The 20,940-nt window shown below is 61.4% G+C and carries 20 protein-coding genes and 1 tRNA gene; 11 read left to right on the top strand and 10 right to left on the bottom strand.

Annotated elements, in window-relative coordinates; translation table 11 throughout:
• Positions 1-17 precede the first annotated feature (17 nt).
• From FHT79_RS26735 to FHT79_RS26710, 6 genes are all read right to left on the bottom strand, one after another.
• A complete protein-coding gene (locus FHT79_RS26735; protein ID WP_028757763.1) occupies positions 18-893 on the bottom strand; it encodes an ABC transporter permease in 876 nt (291 codons plus the stop codon).
• Entirely contained in the window at positions 890-1,837 is a 948-nt protein-coding gene (locus FHT79_RS26730) for an ABC transporter permease (protein WP_028757764.1), read from the bottom strand. The genes FHT79_RS26735 and FHT79_RS26730 overlap by 4 nt, the downstream gene beginning before the upstream one ends.
• Positions 1,838-1,900: 63 nt before the next feature.
• Positions 1,901-3,409 (bottom strand): ABC transporter substrate-binding protein, encoded by a 1,509-nt coding sequence (locus FHT79_RS26725; protein WP_028757765.1) that lies wholly within the window; start codon positions 3,407-3,409, stop codon positions 1,901-1,903.
• A gap of 89 nt (positions 3,410-3,498) precedes the next feature.
• On the bottom strand, positions 3,499-4,230 hold the full coding sequence (locus FHT79_RS26720) for a FadR/GntR family transcriptional regulator (protein WP_047615671.1): 732 nt from the start codon (positions 4,228-4,230) through the stop codon (positions 3,499-3,501).
• A gap of 210 nt (positions 4,231-4,440) precedes the next feature.
• The gene (locus tag FHT79_RS26715; protein ID WP_028757767.1) at positions 4,441-5,883 is read right to left on the bottom strand and encodes a M81 family metallopeptidase; all 1,443 of its coding nucleotides are present in this window, start codon (positions 5,881-5,883) and stop codon (positions 4,441-4,443) included.
• A 272-nt stretch (positions 5,884-6,155) separates the two neighbouring features.
• Positions 6,156-6,884 (bottom strand): NIPSNAP family protein, encoded by a 729-nt coding sequence (locus FHT79_RS26710; RefSeq protein WP_183904487.1) that lies wholly within the window; start codon positions 6,882-6,884, stop codon positions 6,156-6,158.
• Between the two features lie 96 nt (positions 6,885-6,980).
• Here FHT79_RS26710 and FHT79_RS26705 point away from each other — a divergent pair, with 96 nt between their 5' ends.
• Entirely contained in the window at positions 6,981-7,595 is a 615-nt protein-coding gene (locus tag FHT79_RS26705; protein WP_028757769.1) for a TetR/AcrR family transcriptional regulator, read from the top strand.
• 95 nt (positions 7,596-7,690) lie between these two features.
• On the opposite strand, the gene FHT79_RS26700 is transcribed toward FHT79_RS26705, so the two are convergent.
• Positions 7,691-7,765 (bottom strand) — tRNA-Gly (locus FHT79_RS26700).
• A 256-nt stretch (positions 7,766-8,021) separates the two neighbouring features.
• On the opposite strand from FHT79_RS26700, the gene FHT79_RS26695 reads away from it, so the two are divergent.
• The 4 genes from FHT79_RS26695 to FHT79_RS26680 all read left to right on the top strand — a co-directional run bounded on the left by FHT79_RS26695 (position 8,022) and on the right by FHT79_RS26680 (position 10,720).
• Positions 8,022-8,531 carry a prolyl-tRNA synthetase associated domain-containing protein gene (locus tag FHT79_RS26695; protein WP_028757771.1) on the top strand — a complete coding sequence of 170 codons (510 nt, stop codon included), beginning with the start codon at positions 8,022-8,024 and terminating at the stop codon, positions 8,529-8,531.
• 160 nt (positions 8,532-8,691) lie between these two features.
• The gene (gene trxA, locus FHT79_RS26690; RefSeq protein WP_028757772.1) at positions 8,692-9,666 is read left to right on the top strand and encodes a thioredoxin; all 975 of its coding nucleotides are present in this window, start codon (positions 8,692-8,694) and stop codon (positions 9,664-9,666) included.
• 169 nt (positions 9,667-9,835) lie between these two features.
• Entirely contained in the window at positions 9,836-10,522 is a 687-nt protein-coding gene (locus FHT79_RS26685; RefSeq protein ID WP_025554693.1) for an LON peptidase substrate-binding domain-containing protein, read from the top strand.
• A 9-nt stretch (positions 10,523-10,531) separates the two neighbouring features.
• Positions 10,532-10,720: a Trm112 family protein gene (locus tag FHT79_RS26680; protein WP_017962471.1), complete on the top strand. Its 189-nt coding sequence runs from the start codon at positions 10,532-10,534 to the stop codon at positions 10,718-10,720.
• A gap of 15 nt (positions 10,721-10,735) precedes the next feature.
• Here FHT79_RS26680 and FHT79_RS26675 read toward each other — a convergent pair whose 3' ends face one another.
• On the bottom strand, positions 10,736-11,950 hold the full coding sequence (locus FHT79_RS26675) for a ubiquinone biosynthesis hydroxylase (RefSeq protein ID WP_183904486.1): 1,215 nt from the start codon (positions 11,948-11,950) through the stop codon (positions 10,736-10,738).
• An 84-nt stretch (positions 11,951-12,034) separates the two neighbouring features.
• Here FHT79_RS26675 and tesB point away from each other — a divergent pair, with 84 nt between their 5' ends.
• The 6 genes from tesB to FHT79_RS26645 all read left to right on the top strand — a co-directional run bounded on the left by tesB (position 12,035) and on the right by FHT79_RS26645 (position 19,651).
• Complete coding sequence (tesB, locus tag FHT79_RS26670) at positions 12,035-12,919, top strand: acyl-CoA thioesterase II (protein WP_183904485.1); 885 nt, start codon at positions 12,035-12,037, stop codon at positions 12,917-12,919.
• Positions 12,920-13,129: 210 nt separating this feature from the next.
• Positions 13,130-13,480, top strand: coding sequence for a P-II family nitrogen regulator (locus FHT79_RS26665; RefSeq protein ID WP_003543684.1), 351 nt, complete (start codon positions 13,130-13,132; stop codon positions 13,478-13,480).
• 27 nt (positions 13,481-13,507) lie between these two features.
• Complete coding sequence (locus tag FHT79_RS26660) at positions 13,508-14,935, top strand: ammonium transporter (RefSeq protein ID WP_028757775.1); 1,428 nt, start codon at positions 13,508-13,510, stop codon at positions 14,933-14,935.
• A gap of 280 nt (positions 14,936-15,215) precedes the next feature.
• Positions 15,216-17,906 carry a DNA translocase FtsK gene (locus FHT79_RS26655; RefSeq protein ID WP_028757776.1) on the top strand — a complete coding sequence of 897 codons (2,691 nt, stop codon included), beginning with the start codon at positions 15,216-15,218 and terminating at the stop codon, positions 17,904-17,906.
• Between the two features lie 139 nt (positions 17,907-18,045).
• Complete coding sequence (locus FHT79_RS26650; protein WP_028757777.1) at positions 18,046-18,714, top strand: outer membrane lipoprotein carrier protein LolA; 669 nt, start codon at positions 18,046-18,048, stop codon at positions 18,712-18,714.
• A 133-nt stretch (positions 18,715-18,847) separates the two neighbouring features.
• Complete coding sequence (locus tag FHT79_RS26645; protein WP_028757778.1) at positions 18,848-19,651, top strand: exodeoxyribonuclease III; 804 nt, start codon at positions 18,848-18,850, stop codon at positions 19,649-19,651.
• Positions 19,652-19,684: 33 nt separating this feature from the next.
• On the opposite strand, the gene FHT79_RS26640 is transcribed toward FHT79_RS26645, so the two are convergent.
• Together FHT79_RS26640 and FHT79_RS26635 are read right to left on the bottom strand one after the other, a co-directional pair.
• Complete coding sequence (locus tag FHT79_RS26640) at positions 19,685-20,140, bottom strand: cyclic nucleotide-binding domain-containing protein (RefSeq protein ID WP_028757779.1); 456 nt, start codon at positions 20,138-20,140, stop codon at positions 19,685-19,687.
• A 97-nt stretch (positions 20,141-20,237) separates the two neighbouring features.
• Entirely contained in the window at positions 20,238-20,921 is a 684-nt protein-coding gene (locus FHT79_RS26635) for a response regulator transcription factor (protein WP_003582964.1), read from the bottom strand.
• Positions 20,922-20,940 lie beyond the last annotated feature (19 nt).

The raw sequence follows: 20,940 nt of genomic DNA, 5'->3' as shown, positions 1-20,940 counted from the left end.
AATGTCCTTTCAAGAAATCATGCTTCGCGCGGATCGAGCGCATCGCGCAGGCCATCGCCTAAAAGATTGAAACCGATGACGACGAGGAAGATCGCGGCACCCGGCCACATCGCCATCCATGGCGCTTGGGAGAGGAAGTTCTTGGCGACATTCAGCATCGAGCCCCAGCTCGGGGCCGGCGGCTGCTGTCCAAGGCCGAGGAAGGAGAGGCTCGCCTCGGCGATGATCGCGGTGGCGACGGTCAACGTCGCCTGCACGAGGATCGGTGCAAAGACGTTCGGCAGGATATAGCGGGTGATGATGCTCGAGGACCGGAGGCCGATCGAGCGGGCGCCCTCGACATATTCCTCGGTCTTGACCGAGAGCACCTGGCCGCGCGTCAGCCGCACGAAGACGGGCATGGCCGAAAGGCCGATGGCGATCATCGCATTGGTCAGGCTCGGACCGAGAAAGGCTGCAAGCGCGATCGCGGTGATGAGGAACGGCATGGCGAGAAAGGCTTCGGTGATGCGGGAGATCACCATGTCGATCCAGCCGCCGAAATAACCGGAGACAAGGCCGAAGGGCACGCCGATGATAACGGCGATTGCCACCGAGAAGACGCCTGCCATCAGCGAGGCCTGCGCGCCCCAGATCATCCGGGAAAGAATGTCGCGGCCGATGTCGTCGGTGCCGAGCCAATGGGCGGCGGACGGGGCCTTGCGGATCGCCGACCAGCTTGTGGCGTTCGGATCGGGAATTGGAAGGAGGGGGGCGGCAACCGCGAGGATCGCGAAAAAGGCGATGATAACAAGGCCGACGAGGGCGCCCTTGTTGGCCTTCAGCTTGCGCCAGGCGCGACTCGGCGTGCGGTCGATCGCGGCCGGAATGCCCGTCTCTCCGATCGCGGTCATAGGGCGGCCCTCATGCGCGGATTGAGCAGGACATAGAGAATGTCGGCCAGGAGGTTCATCAGAATGAAGCCGATCGCGGTGCAGATCACGACGCCCTGGACGACGGCGTAGTCGCGGTTGAAGACGGCGTCGACGATGAGCTTTCCAAAACCCGGAATGGTGAAGATCTGCTCGGTCAGCACGGCGCCGGCGAGCAGTTCGCCGAAAAGCAGGGCGGTCAACGTCACGATCGGCAGCACCGCATTGCGAAAACTGTGTTCGAGCACGACGGTGCTTTCCGGCAGGCCCTTGGCGCGGGCGGTGCGGATGTAATCGGCGCTGAGCACACTGAGCATTGCCGAGCGAGTGTGCCGCATCAGGGTCGCGGCCAGCGCGTTGCCGAGCACGAAGGAGGGCATCAGCATGGTTTCCAGCGAACGCAGCGGATTGCTGAAGAAGGGTTCGTAGCCGGATGCCGGCAGCCATCCGAGGTTGACCGAAACCAGCAGGATCAGCATGATGCCGAGCCAGAAATTCGGGATCGACAGACCGGTCAGCGCGATGATGTTGGCGATATAGTCGATCATCGTGTTCTTCTTGACGGCCGCCAGGATGCCCATCGGCACGCCGATCGCAAAGGCGAAGATCATCGACATGATGGCGAGCTGGATGGTGACCGGCAGCTTTTCGCCGACGAGCTGCAGAACCGGCTGGTTGGTGCGCAGCGAGATGCCAAGATCGCCCTGAAGGGCCGCACCCAGCCAATGGACATATTGATAGGGCACGGGATCGTTCAGCCGGTATTTCTCGCGCAGGAATTCGAGAACCTGCGGGTCGCGTTCCTCACCGGCCATGGCGAGGATCGGATCGCCGGGCAGCAGCTTCTGCAGCGAGAAGACGAAGATCGAAATGATCAAAAGCGTCGGTATGGCGACCAAGAGCCGTTTGGTGATGTAAGTGTACATGGGCGATCCTGACACGACTGGGATCATGCGACGGAGGGTTTCCGCCGCATGATTTGCTTCTGGTCAGCCGGCTTTCTTGACGCCGACGAGGCGGATCATGCCATCCGGCGAGGGAGTGAAGCCGGTGATGTTCTTGTGCAGTGCCCAGATCCAGGACTGATGACCGAGATAGATGATCGGCAGATCGTCGTTCAGGATGACGGCGGCGGCATCATACTTCTGCTTGCGCACGGCATCGTCGGTCGAGGCACGGGCTTCGTTCAGCAGCTTGTCCACCTCGGGATTGCAGTATTTCGTGTCGTTGATGCCGCCCTTGCAGGTGATGAACTGATGGATGTTGCCATCGGGATCGACACGACCGGACCAGTCGGAACGGCTGAGCTGATAGTTGCCGGCCGTCTGCTCACTCAGCAGCGTGGCGAATTCCGTCGATTTCAGGCTGACGTCGAAGCCGGCTTCGCCGACCATCGACTGGATGATCTGCATCATCTGCATGGCAACCGGATTGTTCGGGATCTGCAGCTCGATCGGCACGCGGTCGAAGCCGGCTTCCTTGATCAGGGCCTTGGCCTTGTCGAGATCGCGGGCAGGGACGGGAATATCCTTGTCGAACCACGGGCTGCTTGGCGGGAAGGGCTGGTTGCCGGCAACCGCCGTGCCTTCATAGACGATCTGGTTGACGGCATCGCGGTCGATCGCCAGCGAGAAGGCCTGGCGCAGGCGCTTGTCCTTGCCGAAAGGATTGTCGGCACGCGCACCATTGCCGATATTGGTATAGAGCGCCATGTAGCCGGTGCCGACGGCGTCGGCATAGACCAGGCTCGAATCCGCCTTCACGGCTTCAGCGTCGGTCGCCGCCAGGCGCTCGATCATGTCGAGATCGCCGGACCGCAGATTGGCGAGGCGCACCGTCGTATCCGGGATCGGCAGATAGGTGAGCTTGTCGATGAAGATCTTGTCCTTGTTCCAGTAGTCCTGGAACTTTTCGAGCACGATGCGGTCCTGCTGGACGCGCTCGACGAACTTGAACGGTCCGGCGCAGACCGGATGATCACCAAACTTGGCGCCGAGTTCTTTGGCGGCCTTCGGCGAGACGATCATGCCGGCGCGGTCGGAAAGCTGGGCAAGAAGGGTGACGTCAGGCGCCTTGAGGGTGAACTTGACCTCGTATTCGCTTGTCGCCTCGACCTTTGCGACCGAACTCAGCTCGCTCTTGCGGCGTGATTCCGGCAGGGTGATGTTGCGCTCGATGGTTGCGACGACGGCTTCGGCGTTGAACGGGGTCTCGTCATGGAACTTGACGCCTTGGCGCAGCTTCATGGTGAGTTCTTTGCCGTCGGCCGACCAGCTCCATTCGGTGGCAAGCTGCGGCACGATCTTCAGGTCCGGTGAGACGTCGACCAGCTTGTCGCACATCGCAGTATAGACGATGCGGCCGACGAAGGTGCGCGACTGCGCGGGATCGAGCACGTCGGCATCGTCCTGCAGGCCGATCTTCAGGTCGACGGCGAAGGCAGGAAGCGCAAACAGGGCGCCGGCAACGGTGGCGGTCAGCAATTTGGCGATCTTCATTCCATTCTCCTCTGTTCTATTTTGCTTGGTTTTTGCTTCCAACCGGCGGTTATGGCCCGCTCTGCTTTTTTCTCTGCTCACCTCCCTGTTCAGGCGAGGGTCTTGTCGACCTCCGTTTCGCTGTGATCGAGCGAGGTGATGCGGATGAGGCTTTCCTGCAGCGTCAGCAGATGCTGGCGCATGGCTTCGCCCGCCCTGGCAGGATCATGGGCGGCGATGGCATCGACGATCGCCGTGTGCTGGCCGAAGGTGACGGACCGCGTCCGGCTGGCGCTGCGGGCGCGCTCGCGGATCGTCTGCCAGGCCTCGTCCTGCCGCACCCGGTTGATGACGTCGAAGATGGTGAGGAAGAAACCGTTGCCGGCGCATTGGGCAATCTGGCGGTGCAGCGCCCCGTCCCAGAGTTCGCGCCCGTCGGCATCGGTGCTTTCGTAGATCTTCTTCACCAGATCATACATGCGCTCGATATCGGCGGCCTTGGCGCGCATGGCGGCAAGCTGGGCGAGCTGCGGCTCGATGCGCAGGCGCACTTCCATGACTTCCATGAGATCGGTGCCGGCGACGATGGAGCCGACATGATCGCTCCAGCCGTCGGGGCGCGGGCCGGCATAGGTGCCGGAGCCCTGGCGGCGCCAGATGCGGCCCTCGGCCTCCAGCACTTCGAGGGCGCGGCGGACGGCGCGACGGCCGACGCCAAGCATTTCCGAAAGGGCGCGCTCGGTCGGCAGCTTGCCGTCGGCGTCGAGACTGTCGGACTGCAGGAGGGCCCGCAGCTTCTCCAGCGCATAATTCGAATTGCCCTGCGTCTCATCCATCGGCATTCGCTAAATGGTCCGTACCAATTTTCTATTGGTTCAGTGCAAACCAAATCGCCCCGACCGTCAAGCGCTTTTTTGTGCAAATCGAAGTATGCCCATTTTTTGCTCAAACACGGCCATTGCCGCGATACGGAAAAACAGTCGCTCGTGGCGACAGGGCGGTGCCGCGATCGACAATATCATCCAGAAAAACGCAATTGGTTCAGGCGAACTTCAGGCCTGCGCTGAGCGTGCGGAGATGAAGACCTGCGGCTCGAAGGCAAAATCCTTGTCGAACGGGTAGGTCGGGTGCTGCTTGCGCAGCCGCGGCAGGCGCTCGACGAACTGGTCGACGACACCGGTCGATAGCGCCATCAGGTTCGGATTGGCGATCGGCGCCAGTTCCGGCGAGAGATAGCCCGATTTGACGACGATGATGCGCGCCAGATGCGGGTCGAGGCCGAGCCGGGTGAAATCGACGATGTTGTGATAGGGCCGGCGCTTGGCGGAAAGCACAAGATCGATGCCACTGACCGAAACCACCGCCTGACGGTCGGCGGCATCCGATGTTTCGTGCAGGAATTTGACCGTGAAGCGGGCGGCAACCGGTTTGCTGCCCTTGGTGTCGAGCGAGGCGCCGACGCTGAGTTCCAGTTCCGCGCCGATGCCGGCGGCATAACAGGCCTCGGTTGCCGCCTTGTCGGCAATGCCGGCGAAGACGACGCCGGTGGCGCCTCTGGCGATCAGTTCGGCCAGCACGTCGGCCCGGTCCCCGACACCGCCACCTGTGGGGTTGTCGCCGGATTCGGCCAGCACCACGGGGGCGGTCGCGCTTGCGATTGCTCTCGCGACGCATTCCTCGAGCGAGCCGGTCTCGCAGCCGAAGACGAAGTCTTCGCGCACATCCCAATAGGCCTTGGCGAGGCGTTTGGCCTCGCGCTCCAGCACGGTGCGGTCGGTGCCAGTCATGATGGCAGCGGCGGTGGCGCGCGGTTCATCGGCCCAGACATAACCGACCATCAGCGATGCATCCCAGACGCCGTCGATCGCATCGATCCCAGGCAGCATATCATAGAGGCTCTTTGCCGGCTCATCGACGGTGCTGGTGCGCTCGCCGGGCAGCACCACCGGGATCGGCGCCCAGAGAACGATCGGCCTCTCGCCGGTTTTCAGGCTCTTGACCAGCATAAAGACCGAGCGGCGCATCGTCTCCTCGACATCGATATGCGGCGCAGTGCGATAGGTGGAATAGATGTCGAGCGCATCGATGATGCGCTGCGTGACGTTGCCGTGCAGGTCATAGCTGGCCGAAACCGTGCAATCCTCGCCGACCAGCGCGCGCGCCGCACTGATCCAGTCGCCTTCGGCATCCTCCATGCCTTCGACATACATGGCGCCATGCATGGCGAGATAGAGACCGTCAAGCGGCAGCAACGGCTTCAATCGCTCGAGGAATTCGCCCTTGAAGGCCTCGTAGGTGGCGCGCGAAACCGGGCCGCCGGCAATGGCGCGCGCATGGATCGTCGGCAGGAACTCGGCATCGTAATCCCTGAGGAAGGCGAAATACGGCGCTTCCAGCAGCGCCGCGCCGCGCAGCACGCGAAAATCCTTCTCCTCGTTCAGGACGGGATTGTATGTGCTGCATTCGATATGAATGCCACCGACGGCGATGCGCATGGGATACCTCAGGAGTTGGGAGCAATCAGGACGTTATGGGCGGCGATGCTGGCGGCGTCCCCTGATCGATGATCCGCAGAAGCTCGCGCTGCGATGAACTGAACATAAAGGGTTTTGATCCGAAGACGCGCCGTCGCTATCTGATCGATGATAGTTCGCAAAATGAATCGATCAACGGCAATAAATTACAAAATCGATCCAGATCGGCCTGGTAGACTATCCGAAAGCAGCCGAGGCGGACATTTTTTGTGTAGACGAGTTGGTAACGTCGCTTACCAAGCGCAAAGCGACCGCGGAGTCGGCGTCAAGTGGGAGACCTCGATCCTACGCCAGCACCGGCTGTCCATCCGTGGATAAATCTCGCGTCCCCAGATGAGACTGCGCCGCAAGCGGCGCTCGTAGTCGGTGGCACGGTCTTGATCTTCGTGACATTCAAACCAGACAAATACGGTTTCTCCCTCGCGAACCGGCAGCCTGGGAAAATCGTTCTTACTTCGCTCCGTCACAAACAGAGCATCGATGCGCGCACCGGCATCCCGCATGGCCGGGAGTGCATCGTCGCGGAAAAACCTGGCAAAATCCTCCTCTGTCCCAGGGGCGAGCGAGCAGATATTCAGCCTGATAAGACCCTGCACCTTGGAGCGGCTCACCTCCTTGTCCCTTGGCGGATTATGCACGAACGGGTGGACGCCTACCGCCGGCTTCAAGAGCAGGACATTATCCGAATTGAGCATCGTCGCGTTGGCTGCCGGCCCATGTTCTTTCCAGGTCGGGCTTGAATAAAAGGATGCGAGAGCCTCCGTTCGAGTTTCCATATCCTTGAAAGAGCGAACCCACACAAAGGAATCAGGATCGTCAAGATCGCGGAACTCCCCTTCGACGCGCATGCCCAGGGCCTCCTGAGGTTCAACAAATTCCCTGTCAAACAGATCGATCAATGATTCTCTGCCTTCCGGGAGAAGCCGATAACGGCGAAGTTCGAATACGGAATGCGGATTCATGGCTTCCTCAACAGGTCAATTGTCCTGTATTCATAACAGGACAATTGACCTGTTATGTCAAGGTGCTAATGTGCGCGCAGGACGAGTTGAGAAACCATGACCGAAAACAAAAGAACCAATGATCCCGAAGGCGTACGTCGCCGGATCATTGATGCCGCCTACGACGCCTTCGTTACCCAGGGTTATCTCGCAACCGGCATGCTGGAATTGCGCGAAAGGGCTTCAGTATCCGGTGGTGCCATGGCGCATCATTTTCCGGCCAAGCGCGACCTCGGACTTGCGGTCATTCGCGATCGCGTGGCTGAAGCCGTTCGGCAAACATGGATCGCGCCGCTCCACACAAGTGCAGATGTGCCGGCCGCCATAGACTTGATCTTTGAGAACATCATCAATGAACTGATGCATAACGGCCGGGTCTCCGGTTGCCCGCTCAACAACATGGCAATGGACGTATCCCATCATGACTCGGAGATGCGCGAGGTTGTCAGCGCGGTATTCGGCGCCTGGCACGAGGCACTGTCCGCCAAGTTTGCGAGAGACGCGGAGGAAAAACACGCGAGCGAGCTCAATCCGCACAGCCTCGCCACGCTTGTCATCGCAGCCTATTCCGGCGCCATGGCGATGGCAAAGGCACGACAGGATGTCAGCCCACTGATCGATTGCCGCATGGAACTGGCGGCGTTGCTCGCGGCGAAATATCGCCTGCGTTGACGACGGACATTCTTCTCGGAAGGATTGGTAAAAGTTGCAGGTAGATCTCGGCAAAGACGCTGAGATCGCATGTGCCTGACCTGACAAGGAAGAACTGGAGCGGGCGAAGGGATTCGAACCCTCGACCCCAACCTTGGCAAGGTTGTGCTCTACCCCTGAGCTACACCCGCTCAATCCACATCGGTCCGGGGTAGTTGTTGGACCGTGGGTGCCGCCTCGTGGCGACGGGCGCTATATGGCCTAACGGGTTTTCAAATGCAACAGGGAAATGACGGAGAAGCGAAGAAAAAATTCTGGTCTCAGAGGAGGACGGGCGGAAAGGCCGCAAATGTGGGGGTAGAGCGTCGGTTCCGACGATTGCCAAACGATGTGGACGGACTTAAGCAGGGCGCCTCGATTTTGTTATTCCGCCGAATGGATTGCCCGATGTCCGAAAATACCCCCAAGACAAGAGAAGATTTGTTTGCCTTTCTCGACGGCCTCGGCATTGCCCATAAGACGGTCGATCATGCGCCGGTTTTCACCGTCGCCGAATCGGTTGCCCTTCGTGACGAGATCCCCGGCGGTCACACCAAGAACCTCTTCATCAAGGACAAGAAGGACAGGTATTTTCTGCTGACCGTGGAGGAAAATGCCGAGGTCGACCTCAAACAGGTGCACAATCTGATCGGCGGGTCCGGCCGGGTTTCCTTCGGCAGGGCGGAAAAGCTGATGGAATATCTCGGCGTCATTCCCGGGGCCGTCACCGCGTTCGGCGCGATCAACGATACCTCGGAGAATGTCACCTTCGTGCTCGATGCCGATCTGATGCGCGAAGAGATCGTCAACTGCCATCCGCTGTCCAACGATGCGACGACCTCGATTGCGAGCAGCGATCTCATCCGTTTCATGGAGGCGACCGGGCACAAGCCGCTTGTCTTGAAAGTGACGTCCTGACATACGATTTTAGCGCTAAAGCGCGTCGTGATCTTTCAGATTGGCTTGCGGCGCTTTAGTCTTTGGTTTTGCGCATGTCCTTGTCGTAAAACCGCACCACAGTTTTGCGCGACATGCTTTGGCAAAGACGCCGGCAGGATCGGCGCGGCGGGAGATACCTATGAGCGGCAGCGACAACCCCTATAACGGTTCCTTCGGAAATCAGATGACGGCGACGACAAGCTTCGGCGCAGCAACGGCACCCGCAGCTGCGGCCGGCAGCTACATCACGGAAACGACGACCGCGAATTTCGGCAAGGACGTCATCGAGGAATCGCGCAAGCAACCGGTGCTGGTCGATTTCTGGGCGCCCTGGTGCGGTCCGTGCAAACAGCTGACGCCGGTCCTGGAAAAGGTGATCAACGAAGCCAAGGGCCGGGTCCGGCTGGTCAAGATGAACATCGACGATCATCCCTCGATCGCCGGCCAGCTCGGCATCCAGTCGATCCCGGCCGTCATCGCCTTCGTCAACGGTCGTCCGGCCGACGGCTTCATGGGTGCGGTGCCGGAAAGCCAGATCCAGCAGTTCATCGACCGCATCGCCGGTCCGGCCGGCGCCGATGAGGCGGCCGAGATCGAAGCCGTGCTTGCGGAAGCGGCAGAACTGCTTGCCGCCGACAATATCGACGAAGCCGCCCAGCTCTATGGCGCCGTCATGCAGGCCGATCCCGAAAATGCCAAGGCGCTCGCCGGCATGGCCGAATGCATGATTGCCGCAAACCAGCATGAGCGGGCGCGCCAGGTGTTGACCGAGTTGCCGGAAGAGCTGTCGAAAGATGCCGGCATCCAGGCGGTGCTGAAGAAGCTCGAGCAGATCGAGGAGGCCCGCAAGCTCGGCGACCCCATTGCGCTCGAACGCGACCTTGCCGCCAATCCCGATGATCACGCGGCGCGGCTGAAGCTCGCCAAGATCCTCAATGTCGAAGGCCGGCGCGACGAAGCGGCCGAACATCTGCTTCTGATCATGCGCAAGGATCGTGCCTTCGACGATGATGGCGCCCGTCGGCAACTGCTGCAGTTCTTCGAGGTCTGGGGCTTCAAGGATCCGGCGACGGTTGCCGCCCGCCGCAAGCTTTCGGCGATGCTGTTCTCCTAGGGCGGCTCGGCTTTCCTGGAATTGCTTTGGAGCGCGGCGTGTCCGGCAGGACGCGCCGGGCAATATCGACCCCGATTTTTGGGGTTAGCGCTAAGTTTCGAGTATCTGCCCTTGCGTTTTCGGACGGGGGCACCACATTCTCGTCAGAACGGGCATGCCCGTTACAAGAATGCGGGACGGTTTCATGCAAGTCGGGAATGCCAGATACCTGAAGCCGGGCGATCTGCCTGATTCAATCGCCGTCTTCCCCCTGACCGGCGCCCTTCTCCTGCCGGCCGGGCAGCTTCCCCTCAACATTTTCGAGCCGCGCTATCTGGCGATGCTGGATGCGGCGCTGACCGGAAACCGGCTGATCGGCATGGTGCAGCCGGCGCTCGGCGAGCACGAGGACAAGGGCGGCGAGCCCAATCTTGCCGCTGTCGGCTGCCTCGGCCGCATCACCTCCTTCGCCGAGACCGGCGACGGGCGCTATATCGTTTCACTGACCGGTGTCTGCCGCTTCCGGCTCTTGGAGGAGAAAGCCACCAGCGATCCCTTCCGCACCTTCCGGATCGCCCCGTTCATCGCCGATCTCTCGGCCGCGAACGAGGAGGACGCGGTCGACCGCGCTGCGCTTCTGACTGCCTTCAAGGCCTATCTCGATGCCAACAAGCTGGAGGCCGACTGGGAGAGCGTCGAGCGGGCGAGCAATCTGACGCTCGTCAATTCTCTCGCGATGATGTCGCCCTTCGGGCCGGCGGAAAAACAGGCGCTGCTCGAGGCGCCCGACCTGAAGACGCGGGCCGAGACGCTGATCGCCATTACCGAAATCGTGCTGGCGCGTGTCTTCGGTGACTCCGACACGGTTCTGCAGTAGACTTCAGGCATGGACGAAAAACTCAGCCGCGTCGATCCGAAGCTGCTCGATCTCCTGGTCTGCCCGCTCTCCAAGGGGCGGCTTTCCTATGATCGCGAGCACAATGAGCTTGTCTCGGAAAAGGCGCGGCTGGCCTATCCGATCCGCGACGGCATTCCGATCATGCTGGTGTCCGAAGCCCGCCGCCTCGACGACTAACGTTTCTTCAAATCGTCAAATCGTCTCGCCGGCCAGCAGGCGCGGATTGTCCTTTGCCGTCGTTCCGGCCGCCTGGCCGATGAAGAAGGATTTGAGGCGGGGCAGCCGGTCGACGAGACCGAGGCCGACGTCGCGGGCGATGCGGATCGGCATTGCATCGTTGGAAAAGAGCCGGTTCAGCACGTCGGTGGTCACGCCCATGCGGAACGTGTCGAAGCGCCGCCAGGTCTGGTAGCGTTCGAGGATGTTGATCGAGCCGATGTCGAGGCCGAGGCGATCGGCGTCGACAATGGTTTCGGCAAGTGCCGCCACATCCTTGAAGCCGAGATTGAGGCCCTGGCCCGAGATCGGATGGATGCCGTGGGCGGCGTCGCCGGCCAGCGCAAAACGCGGCGCGACGAAGGAGCGCGCCAGGGTGAGGCCGAGCGGGAAGGCACGCTTGTCGCCGATGACTTTCAAGCTCCCAAGTTTGTGGCCGAAGCGGCGTTCGAGCTCTTCCTCGAAGATCAGATCGTCGGCGGCGACCAGCCGGTTGGCATCCGGCGTCCGCTCCGTCCAGACGAGAGAGGAGCGGTTGTTCTTCAGCGGCAGGATGGCGAAGGGGCCGGCCGGCAGAAAATGCTCCTCGGCGCATCCGTCATGCGGCCGCTCGTGTTCGACGGTCGCGACGATGCCAGACTGGCCGTAGTCCCAGGTGACGGTCCTGATGCCGGCGAGATCGCGCAACGTCGAGCGCACGCCGTCGCAGGCAACCAGCAGCCGGGTCTCCAGCGCGCTGCCGTCCGAAAGCGTGACGGTGGCATGGGTGTCGTGGGTCTTCAGCTCGGTGGCGCCGAGCCCGTGGCGGATGTCGATGCCGAGCCGCTCGCAGGCGCCGCGCAGCGCTGCGACCATTGCGACATTCGGGATCATGTGGGCGAAGGGCCGGCCTTCGGCGACTTCGCCGTCGAAGGTCAGAAAAACCGGGCGCACCGGATCAGAAGTCCTGGAGTCGGTGACGATCATTTTGGTGATCGGCTGGGCCTCCGGCTCGATCTCGTCCCAGATGCCGAAGACCTCGAGCATCTTTGCCGCCGACGCGATGATGGCGGAGGCGCGCGTATCGTTTTTCCAGACATGCTCGGGAGCCGCCTCGACGACCGCGACATTCAGATGGGGTGCTGCCTGTTTGACCGCGACAGCAGCGGACAGGCCGACATAACCCCCGCCCACAACCAGCATGTCCAGCATCGCGCCGCTCCCGTACCTTGTGCCTCAGATGTGATCTATATAGATCATCGCAACTTCACTTCCTACCGCCGGGAGACATAGAAAATGACGCGCGAGACATCAGGACCTTCGGCGATGGAGACGTTGCTTTCGACGCTCGACCTTGAGCCGATCGAGGTCGATATCTTCCGTGGTCGCAGTCCCAAGGTCGGCTGGCAGCGGGTCTTCGGGGGGCAGGTGATCGGCCAGGCGCTGATGGCGGCGCAGCGCACCATCGAAGGCGAGCGTTTCGTCCATTCGCTGCATGCTTATTTCATGCGCCCCGGCGATCCCTCGGTGCCGATCGTCTACCAGGCGGAGCGCATCCGCGACGGATCGAGCTTCAACACGCGGCGTGTCGTCGCCATCCAGCACGGCAAGGCGATCTTTGCGCTGTCGGCCTCCTTCCAGGTGGAGGAGCCGGGCTTCGAGCACCAGATCGCAATGCCCGAGGTCGAAATCCCCGAAGCGCTGCTCGGCGAACAGCAGATCAAGGAAGAATATCTTGCGCATGCGCCGGAGGCGATCCGAAAATACTGGCAGCGCGAGCGGCCGATCGAGATCCGCCCGGTCTCACTGACGCATTATTTTTCCGACAAGAAGCTCGATCCGAAGCAGGATGTCTGGGTGCGCGCCACCGGCCCGGTTCCCGACGACCGACACTATCAGGCGGCGGTGCTTGCCTATCTTTCGGATATGACTCTGCTCGATACGTCGCTCTATGCCCACGGCACGTCCATCTTCGACCAGAGCCTGCAGGTGGCGAGCCTCGATCATTCCATGTGGTTCCACCGACCCTGCAAGCTCGACGACTGGCTGCTCTATACGCAGGATAGCCCGTCGGCCTCGGGCGCCAGGGGGTTGACCCGGGGCTGCCTGTTTACCCGAACGGGTGAGTTGATCGCCTCCGTCGCGCAGGAAGGTCTGATTCGGAAAAAGGCAAATGAATAAATAATATGCATATTTGTAAATTTGCGCATTATTTGTGCGCTTATTGGCCGGTCAATTGCCTGTTTATTGGCATTCCTTATTATAATCTTTATTTTTCAATAACTTATAAGTTGCCTCGAATCTGGCACGCCCCTTGAATGTATATCGCCGGTCGCTGTTCAGGAACGTCAGCGGCAAGGAGAGTCGGCTCCGCGCCGAGGATAACGAAGGATGGGAAACCAGATGAAAATTGTGATGGCCATTATCAAGCCGTTCAAGCTCGATGAGGTCCGCGAAGCTCTTACGGCGATCGGTATTCAGGGGCTGACCGTGACCGAAGTGAAGGGCTACGGGCGCCAGAAGGGACATACCGAAATCTATCGCGGCACCGAATATGCGGTCAGCTTCCTGCCGAAGCTCAAGATCGAAATCGCCGTTGCATCGGAACTCGTCGACAGGGCGGTCGAAGCCATCGCGGCATCGGCCAAGACCGGTCAGATCGGCGACGGCAAGATTTTCGTCTATTCGATCGACCATGCCGTGCGCATCCGTACGGGCGAAACCGATTCAGAAGCGCTGTAAGAACGGCAGATCAAGGAGCTTTTTCCAATGTCACTTTCGAAGTTTTCTTCCGCCTTTGCGCTGACTTGCGCAGCAACGGCTGCCCTTCTGGCGCCGGCTGTGGCTTTTGCGCAGGAGGCTGCGCCAGCCGCTGCCGCTGCTGCCGCTCCTGCTCTCACCATGGACAAGGGTGACAATACCTGGATGCTCGTCTCCTCGGCGCTCGTCCTGCTGATGACCATCCCCGGCCTTGCGCTTTTCTACGGCGGTCTCGTCCGCGCCAAGAACATGCTCTCCGTGCTGATGCAGGTCTTCATGATTACCGCCGTCGTGGCGCTGATCTGGGTGACCTACGGCTATTCGCTCGCCTTCACCGATGGCGGCTCGCTGAACAGCTTCGTCGGCGGCTTCTCCAAGGCGTTCCTGGCCGGCGTCAACACCACGTCGCTCGTCGAAACCTTCTCGAAGGGCGTCGCCATTCCGGAATACACCTTCATCGTATTCCAGATGACCTTCGCCTGCATCACGCCCGGCCTGATCGTCGGCGCATTCGCCGAGCGCATCAAGTTCTCGGCCGTCATGCTCTTCGTCGTGCTTTGGGTCACCTTCATCTACTTCCCGATGGCGCACATGGTCTGGTTCTGGGGTGGTCCGAGCTCCTACACGTCGCCAGCCGGCCTGATCTTCTCCTATGGCGCAATCGACTTTGCCGGCGGCACGGTCGTTCACATCAATGCCGGTATCGCGGGCCTCGTCGGCGCCATCATGCTCGGCAAGCGCACGGGCTATAAGAAGGAAATCATGGCTCCGCATTCGATGACGCTGACCATGGTCGGCGCCTCGCTGCTCTGGGTCGGCTGGTTCGGCTTCAATGCCGGCTCCAACCTCGAAGCCAATTCCTATGCCTCGCTTGCCTTTATCAACACCTTCGTCGCAACGGCTGCCGCCGCTGTGTCCTGGTGCATCGTCGAAACCCTCACCCGCGGCAAGGCTTCCATGCTCGGTGGTGCTTCCGGCGCCGTCGCCGGTCTCGTCGCCATCACCCCGGCGGCAGGCTTTGCCGGCCCGATGGGTTCGATCGTTCTCGGCCTCATCGTTTCGCCGGTCTGCTACTTCTTCGTCGACGTTGTAAAGAACAAGTTCAACTACGATGACAGCCTCGATGTCTTCGGCGTCCATTGCGTCGGCGGCATCATCGGCGCTCTCGGCACCGGTATCCTCGTCAACCCGGCGCTCGGCGGTGCAGGCATCGTCGATTATTCGACAGCCGATTTCGCAGCCTCCTATGCCGGTACGGCAACCCAGGTCTTGAACCAGGCCAAGGGCGTGCTGACGACGTTGCTGTGGTCGGGTATCGGTTCGGCGATCCTCTACAAGATCGTTGACGTCGTCATCGGCCTGCGCGTCACCGTCGAAGCCGAGCGCGAAGGTCTCGACCTTTCGACCCACGGCGAAGCCGCCTACCACTCTTCCTGATCACAGGGTTTGCGGCGCCCGGCAAAAGGGCGCCGCTGCATGGCCCGTCGCGGCCTATCTAGAGCTTTTCCGGGTTAGACCCGGAAAAGCTGCCATAGACCGCATTTGGCCCGAACCTTCCAAGGTTCGGGTCTTTTTCATTTCCCTGTCCGGAATTGTCGTCCAGGCATGCATGGTTAACATCGCTTTAACCCGGCTCTGATTAGGTAGAGCGGACGCATTTTGGCACGACGAAGCTTCAGCGATTCGCGTGTCCTCAGGCATTGGACGGGTTAGACACATGGCAAGAAGCACGTCGCCGGCAATGGATGGCCGTCCGGATCGGTTCTCCTTCTCGGCATTCATGCTGCGGCAGATCCAGGCGCTCATCGGCTTTGCGATCTTTCTGCTGCTGGCGTTCTGCGTCGCGGCGCTGGCGACATGGAATGTCGCGGATCCGAGCTATTCCTACGCGACCGCCAACCTGCCGACGAATATTCTCGGTTATAGCGGTGCGGCCTTTGCCGATATCGTCATGCAGTTCCTCGGCCTTGCCAGCGTCGTTTCGATGCTGCCGATCGTCGCCTGGGCGCTGACGCTGATCTCGGGCCGTCGCTTCAGCCGTATTCCCGCCCGTGCCGGCGCCTGGTTCGGCGGTTCGGTGCTTTCCTGCGCCGTCCTCGGCTGTTTTCCGCCGCCGCTCACCTGGCCGATCCCGAACGGCATCGGCGGTGTCGTCGGCGATATGATCCTGCGTTTTCCCGCACTTTTCGTCGGCACCTATCCCACAGGCACCTTCGCCATGGTCGTCGGCTGCATCTTCGCCGCGCCGACCGCCTGGCTGATGCTCTTTGCATCGGGCCTTGTCGGCCGCAGCGACGTCGACGAGGAAATCGAGGAGGATTACGTCGAAACGCGTAGCAAGGCCCGCGTCGTCGGAGACGAGGACGAGGAGGACGACGAGTCCCGCTGGGTGGCTTTCAGCGGCGCCATGACGCATGCCTGGTACATGAGCCAGGGCCGGCTGCGCCGGCTCTTCGGCATGGGGCCGCGCAAACGGCGCCAGGGTGATTACGAATCACCCTATGATTTCAACGATGACGAGTTCGGCACGCTGAACGAACCCGTGCGCGCCAAGGCGCCAACCGTCCGCGGCGAGCGTATGGAACCGTCGATGGAGCCATCGATGGGGGCAAGGGCGGCATCACCGCGCCGCATCGTCTCTGCGCCGTCGCTCTCCATCGATGACGACGATGATGACGACGATCTGCCCTTCGATGCCGACATGCCGCCGCGCCCGGCCGATATCCTGCCCGACGACGATGACGACGACTGGATGATCCGCGCCCCGGCAAAACCCGCCGGCAAGCCGGAACCGCGCGTCGTTCCCGTGGTGGCGCGTCCGAAGCCCAGCGCCCGCATCGAACGGGAGGCACAGGGCTCGTTCATCCGTCCCGAGGGTTTCCAGCTTCCCTCGATGCATCTGCTCGCCGAACCGAAGAATGTCGTGCGCGATTCCACGCTCTCGGCCGACGCGCTGGAGCAGAATGCCCGCATGCTCGAAGGCGTGCTCGAAGATTTCGGCGTCAAGGGCGACATCATCCATGTCCGCCCCGGCCCTGTCGTAACACTCTACGAACTGGAGCCGGCGCCCGGCATCAAGTCGTCGCGGGTCATCGGCCTTGCCGACGATATCGCCCGCTCGATGAGCGCCATTGCCGCCCGTGTCGCCGTCGTGCCCGGCCGCAACGCGATCGGCATCGAATTGCCCAACCAGACGCGCGAGACCGTCTATCTGCGCGAACTCATTGCCTCCCGGGATTTCGAAGGCAGCAAGGCGAAGCTCGCCATGGCGCTGGGCAAGACGATCGGCGGCGAAGCCGTCATCGCCGACCTCGCCAAGATGCCGCATCTGCTTGTTGCCGGCACCACCGGCTCGGGCAAGTCGGTCGCCATCAATACGATGATCCTGTCGCTGCTCTACCGCATGACGCCGGAACAGTGCCGGCTGATCATGATCGACCCCAAGATGCTCGAACTCTCCGTCTATGACGGCATCCCGCATCTGCTTTCGCCTGTCGTCACCGATCCGAAGAAGGCCGTCGTCGCGCTCAAATGGACCGTGCGCGAGATGGAAGAGCGCTACAAGAAGATGTCGAAGATCGGCGTACGCAACATCGACGGCTTCAACACCCGCGTCGAGCAGGCGCTGTCGAAGGGCGAGGCGATCTCGCGCACGGTGCAGACCGGCTTCGACCGCCATACCGGCGAGGCGATGTACGAGACCGAAGAATTCGATCTCAGGCCGATGCCCTATATCGTCGTCATCATCGACGAGATGGCTGACCTGATGATGGTCGCCGGCAAGGACATCGAAGGCGCCGTGCAGCGGCTGGCGCAGATGGCGCGCGCCGCCGGCATCCACGTGATCATGGCGACACAGCGCCCATCGGTCGATGTCATCACGGGCACGATCAAGGCAAACTTCCCGACCCGCATTTCCTTCCAGGTGACCTCGAAGATCGACAGCCGCACCATTCTCGGCGAACAGGGCGCCGAGCAGCTGCTCGGCATGGGCGACATGCTTTATATGGCGGGCGGCGGGCGTATCCAGCGCGTGCACGGCCCGTTCGTTTCGGATGTCGAGGTGGAAGAGATCGTCTCCTACCTGAAGACCCAGGGCTCGCCGCAATATCTCGACGCGATCACTGCCGATGACGATGACGACGGCGATTACGGCGGCGGTGGCGGCGGTCCGGCCGGCACCTCCAACCTGTCCGATTCGGAAGATCCCTACGACCAGGCGGTCGCCATCGTGCTACGCGACGGCAAGGCCTCGACCTCCTACGTCCAGCGCCGGCTCGGCATCGGCTACAACCGTGCCGCCTCGCTCGTCGAGCGCATGGAGAAGGAAGGCATCATCGGACCGGCCAACCATGCCGGCAAACGCGAGATTCTCGTTCCCACCGAAGGCGACATCCTCGACCGCTGACAGAACAGCCATATATTTCCGATGCAGCCGCTTTTGCGGAAACCTGACAGCATCGAAGCCGTTACCTCTCGCAGGCCGATCGCAACGCCTTGAAGACGCCGCCTTTCGGCAGCATGCAGATCGCATAAAGGAGATTTAGATGAGTCACTCCGATACCTTCCTCTCCGGCCTGACGGTAACGCGCCGCGATCTGCTCGGCGCCTTTGCCGTCGCTGCGGTGGCGAGCGCCATTCCCCTCGGCGCTTACGCTCAGGCGGCGGCTCCCGCCTCCGGCACCGCGCAGGCGATCGCCGACCATTTTTCCGGCGTCACGACGATGCAGGGCGAATTCGTGCAGTTCGGCCCGCGCGGCGAGCAGACCGGCGGCAAGTTCTTCATCCAGCGCCCAGGCAAGCTGCGCTTCAACTATGACGACCCGTCGCCGATGCGGGTGATCGCTGACGGCAAGAACGTCGCCATCGGCAATACGAAGCTCAAGACCTGGGATCTCTATCCGCTCTCCAAGACCCCGCTCAGCCTGCTCCTGGCGCAGCGCATCGACCTGTCGGCCGGCATGGTGAAGGGCGTGAAGGAAGAGTCGGACCTGACGACGATCGCGCTCGGCAACAATACGGTGTTTGGAAACTCGACCATCACCATGATGTTCGACCCGAAGACCTACGACCTGCGTCAATGGACGATCACCGACAATCAGGGCAAGGACACCTCGGTGATGATCTTCAACGTCAAGACGGGCATGCAGTTCGACGATCGCGTCTTCCGCGTGCCGTATGAGAGCATCCCAGGCACGCCTCAGTCGCGCGACTGAGCTTTTCGGTTGCTTTCGCACGCGGCCAGTTCCCTCGCGTCCGCGTTTATTCTAAAGCCCTTTCATGAAAGCGCGTCGCGTCGAGCTGCAGCTCGGCCGACACGCGGGCATTGGACGCGAGAGGGCATCGGGCATGGGTTTTTCGATCACCACCTGGAACATCAACTCGGTGCGGCTGCGCATGCCGATCGTCGAGCAGCTCGTCCTCAAGCACAGGCCCGATATCCTGTGCCTGCAGGAAACCAAGGTGACGAACGAGCTGTTTCCGGCGGCACCGCTGCGGGCGATGGGCTATAACCACATCATCATCCACGGTCAGAAGGGCTATCACGGCGTGGCGATCGCTTCGCGCATTCCGCTGACCGAGGATCACCGGCAGGATTATTGCGGCGTCGGCGATGCCCGCCACATCTCGGCAATCTTCGAGCACGGCAATCGCCGCGTCCGGCTGCACAATTTCTACGTCCCGGCCGGCGGCGACGAGCCTGATCGGACGATCAATCCGAAATTCGGCCACAAGCTCGATTTCATCGAGGAGATGAAGCTGCTGAAAGCCAATGGCGAGGCCAATACCTCGGCCATCCTCGTCGGCGACCTCAATATCGCGCCGCTGGAGCACGACGTCTGGTCGCACAAGCAGCTTCTGAAGATCGTCAGCCATACGCCCGTCGAAACCGAGGGGCTGCTCGAGGTGATGAAGCGCGGCGCCTGGCTCGATCTCATGCGCCAGCATGTGCCGGCCAGCGAGAAGCTCTACACCTGGTGGAGCTACCGCGCCAAGGACTGGGAGGCCGCCGATCGCGGCCGCCGTCTCGACCATATCTGGTCGTCATCGGATCTCGGGCCGCATCTGAAGCGGATCGAGATCCTGAAGGAGGCGCGTGGCTGGGACCGGCCCTCCGACCACGTGCCGGTGACGGCGCATTTCGATTTCTAGCGCGTCCTTTCGGACGCGCTGTCTCTATCAGTCTTAGCTGAAGCGGTAGAACTGGCTTGCGGCCTTTGCCGCAAGTTCGGCGAGATTGTCGCGGATGCGGTTCTCGATCAGTCGGGCTGCGTCCGGATATTCCTCGATCAGCCGGTGGAAGAGGGCACGGGTGATGCGGATGATGCTGGTGTCCTCGCGCGCGATGGCCGTGAACTTGCGCTCCACCAAGGTGACCAGTGCCAGCTCGGAAACCAGCGTTCCGGGACCGGCGACCCCCTCTGTCCTCTGCATGCCGTCGCTGCTCGTCGCGCTCAGTTCCAGGCTACCGCTGAGGATGACGTAGGCGCTCTCGGCGGGCGAGCCCTGGCGAAACAGCATCTGGCCGGCGGCGATCATGCGCCGGTCGGCGCCGAAGGCGATCAACCGCAGCTGATCCTCGTTCATGTCCTTGAACAGAGGAAGCTGCGCGAGCAGGTTGATATCGTCGGTCAGCGCCATGCGGGCTTTTCGCCTTAGTACGGAGCGATTTTGCGTCCGGAATTGCGTGAAACGCAGAGATAGAGCATTTCGGTGATTCGGAGAAAACGGAAATGCTCTAGGGTATGATCTTGTAGCCGCCGTTTTCCGTGACGAGGATTTCGGCATTGGAGGGGTCGCGCTCGATCTTCTGGCGCAGGCGGTAGACGTGGGTTTCCAGCGTATGCGTCGTTACGCCGGAATTATAGCCCCAGACTTCCTCGAGAAGCACGTCGCGGGTGACCACCTTCTGTTCGGCACGGTAGAGATAGCGGATGATCGCCGCTTCCTTTTCCGTCAGCCGGATCTTCTGACCATTGTCGGTGGTGAGCAACTTCTGGCTCGGCTTGAAGAGGTAGGGGCCGACGGTGAAGGTCGCATCCTCGCTCTGCTCGTGCTGGCGCAGTTGCACCCGGATACGCGCGAGCAGAACGGCGAAACGGAAGGGCTTGGTGACATAGTCGTTGGCGCCGGCTTCGAGGCCGAGGATCGTGTCCGAATCGGTATCGTGGCCGGTCAGCATGATGATCGGCGCCTTGAAGCCGCCCTTGCGCAGCAGTTTCACCGCCTCGCGGCCGTCCATATCGGGCAGGCCGACATCCATGATCAGCAGATCGACCGGTGTCGAGCGGGCGGTCGCAACACCCTTGCCGGCGTTGGCTTCCTGCAAAACCGAAAATTCCTCATACAGCGACAATTGCTCCGTCAGGGTCTGACGAAGGTCATCGTCGTCATCCACCAGAAGAATGGTGCGTGCGGTCATGCCCTTGCTTTCCTCATGT

It is taken from the genome of Rhizobium sp. BK212, assembly GCF_014197475.1.
Lineage (GTDB): Bacteria > Pseudomonadota > Alphaproteobacteria > Rhizobiales > Rhizobiaceae > Rhizobium > Rhizobium anhuiense.
This window is presented reverse-complemented; position numbering and strand designations above follow the sequence as displayed.

Excerpts from the sequence above, each read along its gene's own strand:
- FHT79_RS26640 (WP_028757779.1), bottom strand. The coding sequence starts at position 20,140 with ATGGCGCTGACCGACGATATCAACCTGCTCGCGCAGCTTCCTCTGTTC.
- FHT79_RS26730 (WP_028757764.1), bottom strand. The coding sequence starts at position 1,837 with ATGTACACTTACATCACCAAACGGCTCTTGGTCGCCATACCGACGCTT.
- FHT79_RS26660 (WP_028757775.1), top strand. The coding sequence starts at position 13,508 with ATGTCACTTTCGAAGTTTTCTTCCGCCTTTGCGCTGACTTGCGCAGCA.
- FHT79_RS26710 (WP_183904487.1), bottom strand. The coding sequence starts at position 6,884 with ATGAATCCGCATTCCGTATTCGAACTTCGCCGTTATCGGCTTCTCCCG.
- FHT79_RS26685 (WP_025554693.1), top strand. The coding sequence starts at position 9,836 with ATGCGGGACGGTTTCATGCAAGTCGGGAATGCCAGATACCTGAAGCCG.
- FHT79_RS26680 (WP_017962471.1), top strand. The coding sequence starts at position 10,532 with ATGGACGAAAAACTCAGCCGCGTCGATCCGAAGCTGCTCGATCTCCTG.
- FHT79_RS26635 (WP_003582964.1), bottom strand. The coding sequence starts at position 20,921 with ATGACCGCACGCACCATTCTTCTGGTGGATGACGACGATGACCTTCGT.
- FHT79_RS26715 (WP_028757767.1), bottom strand. The coding sequence starts at position 5,883 with ATGCGCATCGCCGTCGGTGGCATTCATATCGAATGCAGCACATACAAT.
- tesB (WP_183904485.1), top strand. The coding sequence starts at position 12,035 with ATGACGCGCGAGACATCAGGACCTTCGGCGATGGAGACGTTGCTTTCG.
- FHT79_RS26695 (WP_028757771.1), top strand. The coding sequence starts at position 8,022 with ATGTCCGAAAATACCCCCAAGACAAGAGAAGATTTGTTTGCCTTTCTC.
- FHT79_RS26655 (WP_028757776.1), top strand. The coding sequence starts at position 15,216 with ATGGCAAGAAGCACGTCGCCGGCAATGGATGGCCGTCCGGATCGGTTC.
- FHT79_RS26650 (WP_028757777.1), top strand. The coding sequence starts at position 18,046 with ATGAGTCACTCCGATACCTTCCTCTCCGGCCTGACGGTAACGCGCCGC.
- FHT79_RS26645 (WP_028757778.1), top strand. The coding sequence starts at position 18,848 with ATGGGTTTTTCGATCACCACCTGGAACATCAACTCGGTGCGGCTGCGC.
- FHT79_RS26725 (WP_028757765.1), bottom strand. The coding sequence starts at position 3,409 with ATGAAGATCGCCAAATTGCTGACCGCCACCGTTGCCGGCGCCCTGTTT.
- trxA (WP_028757772.1), top strand. The coding sequence starts at position 8,692 with ATGAGCGGCAGCGACAACCCCTATAACGGTTCCTTCGGAAATCAGATG.
- FHT79_RS26675 (WP_183904486.1), bottom strand. The coding sequence starts at position 11,950 with ATGCTGGACATGCTGGTTGTGGGCGGGGGTTATGTCGGCCTGTCCGCT.
- FHT79_RS26705 (WP_028757769.1), top strand. The coding sequence starts at position 6,981 with ATGACCGAAAACAAAAGAACCAATGATCCCGAAGGCGTACGTCGCCGG.
- FHT79_RS26665 (WP_003543684.1), top strand. The coding sequence starts at position 13,130 with ATGGGAAACCAGATGAAAATTGTGATGGCCATTATCAAGCCGTTCAAG.
- FHT79_RS26720 (WP_047615671.1), bottom strand. The coding sequence starts at position 4,230 with ATGCCGATGGATGAGACGCAGGGCAATTCGAATTATGCGCTGGAGAAG.
- FHT79_RS26735 (WP_028757763.1), bottom strand. The coding sequence starts at position 893 with ATGACCGCGATCGGAGAGACGGGCATTCCGGCCGCGATCGACCGCACG.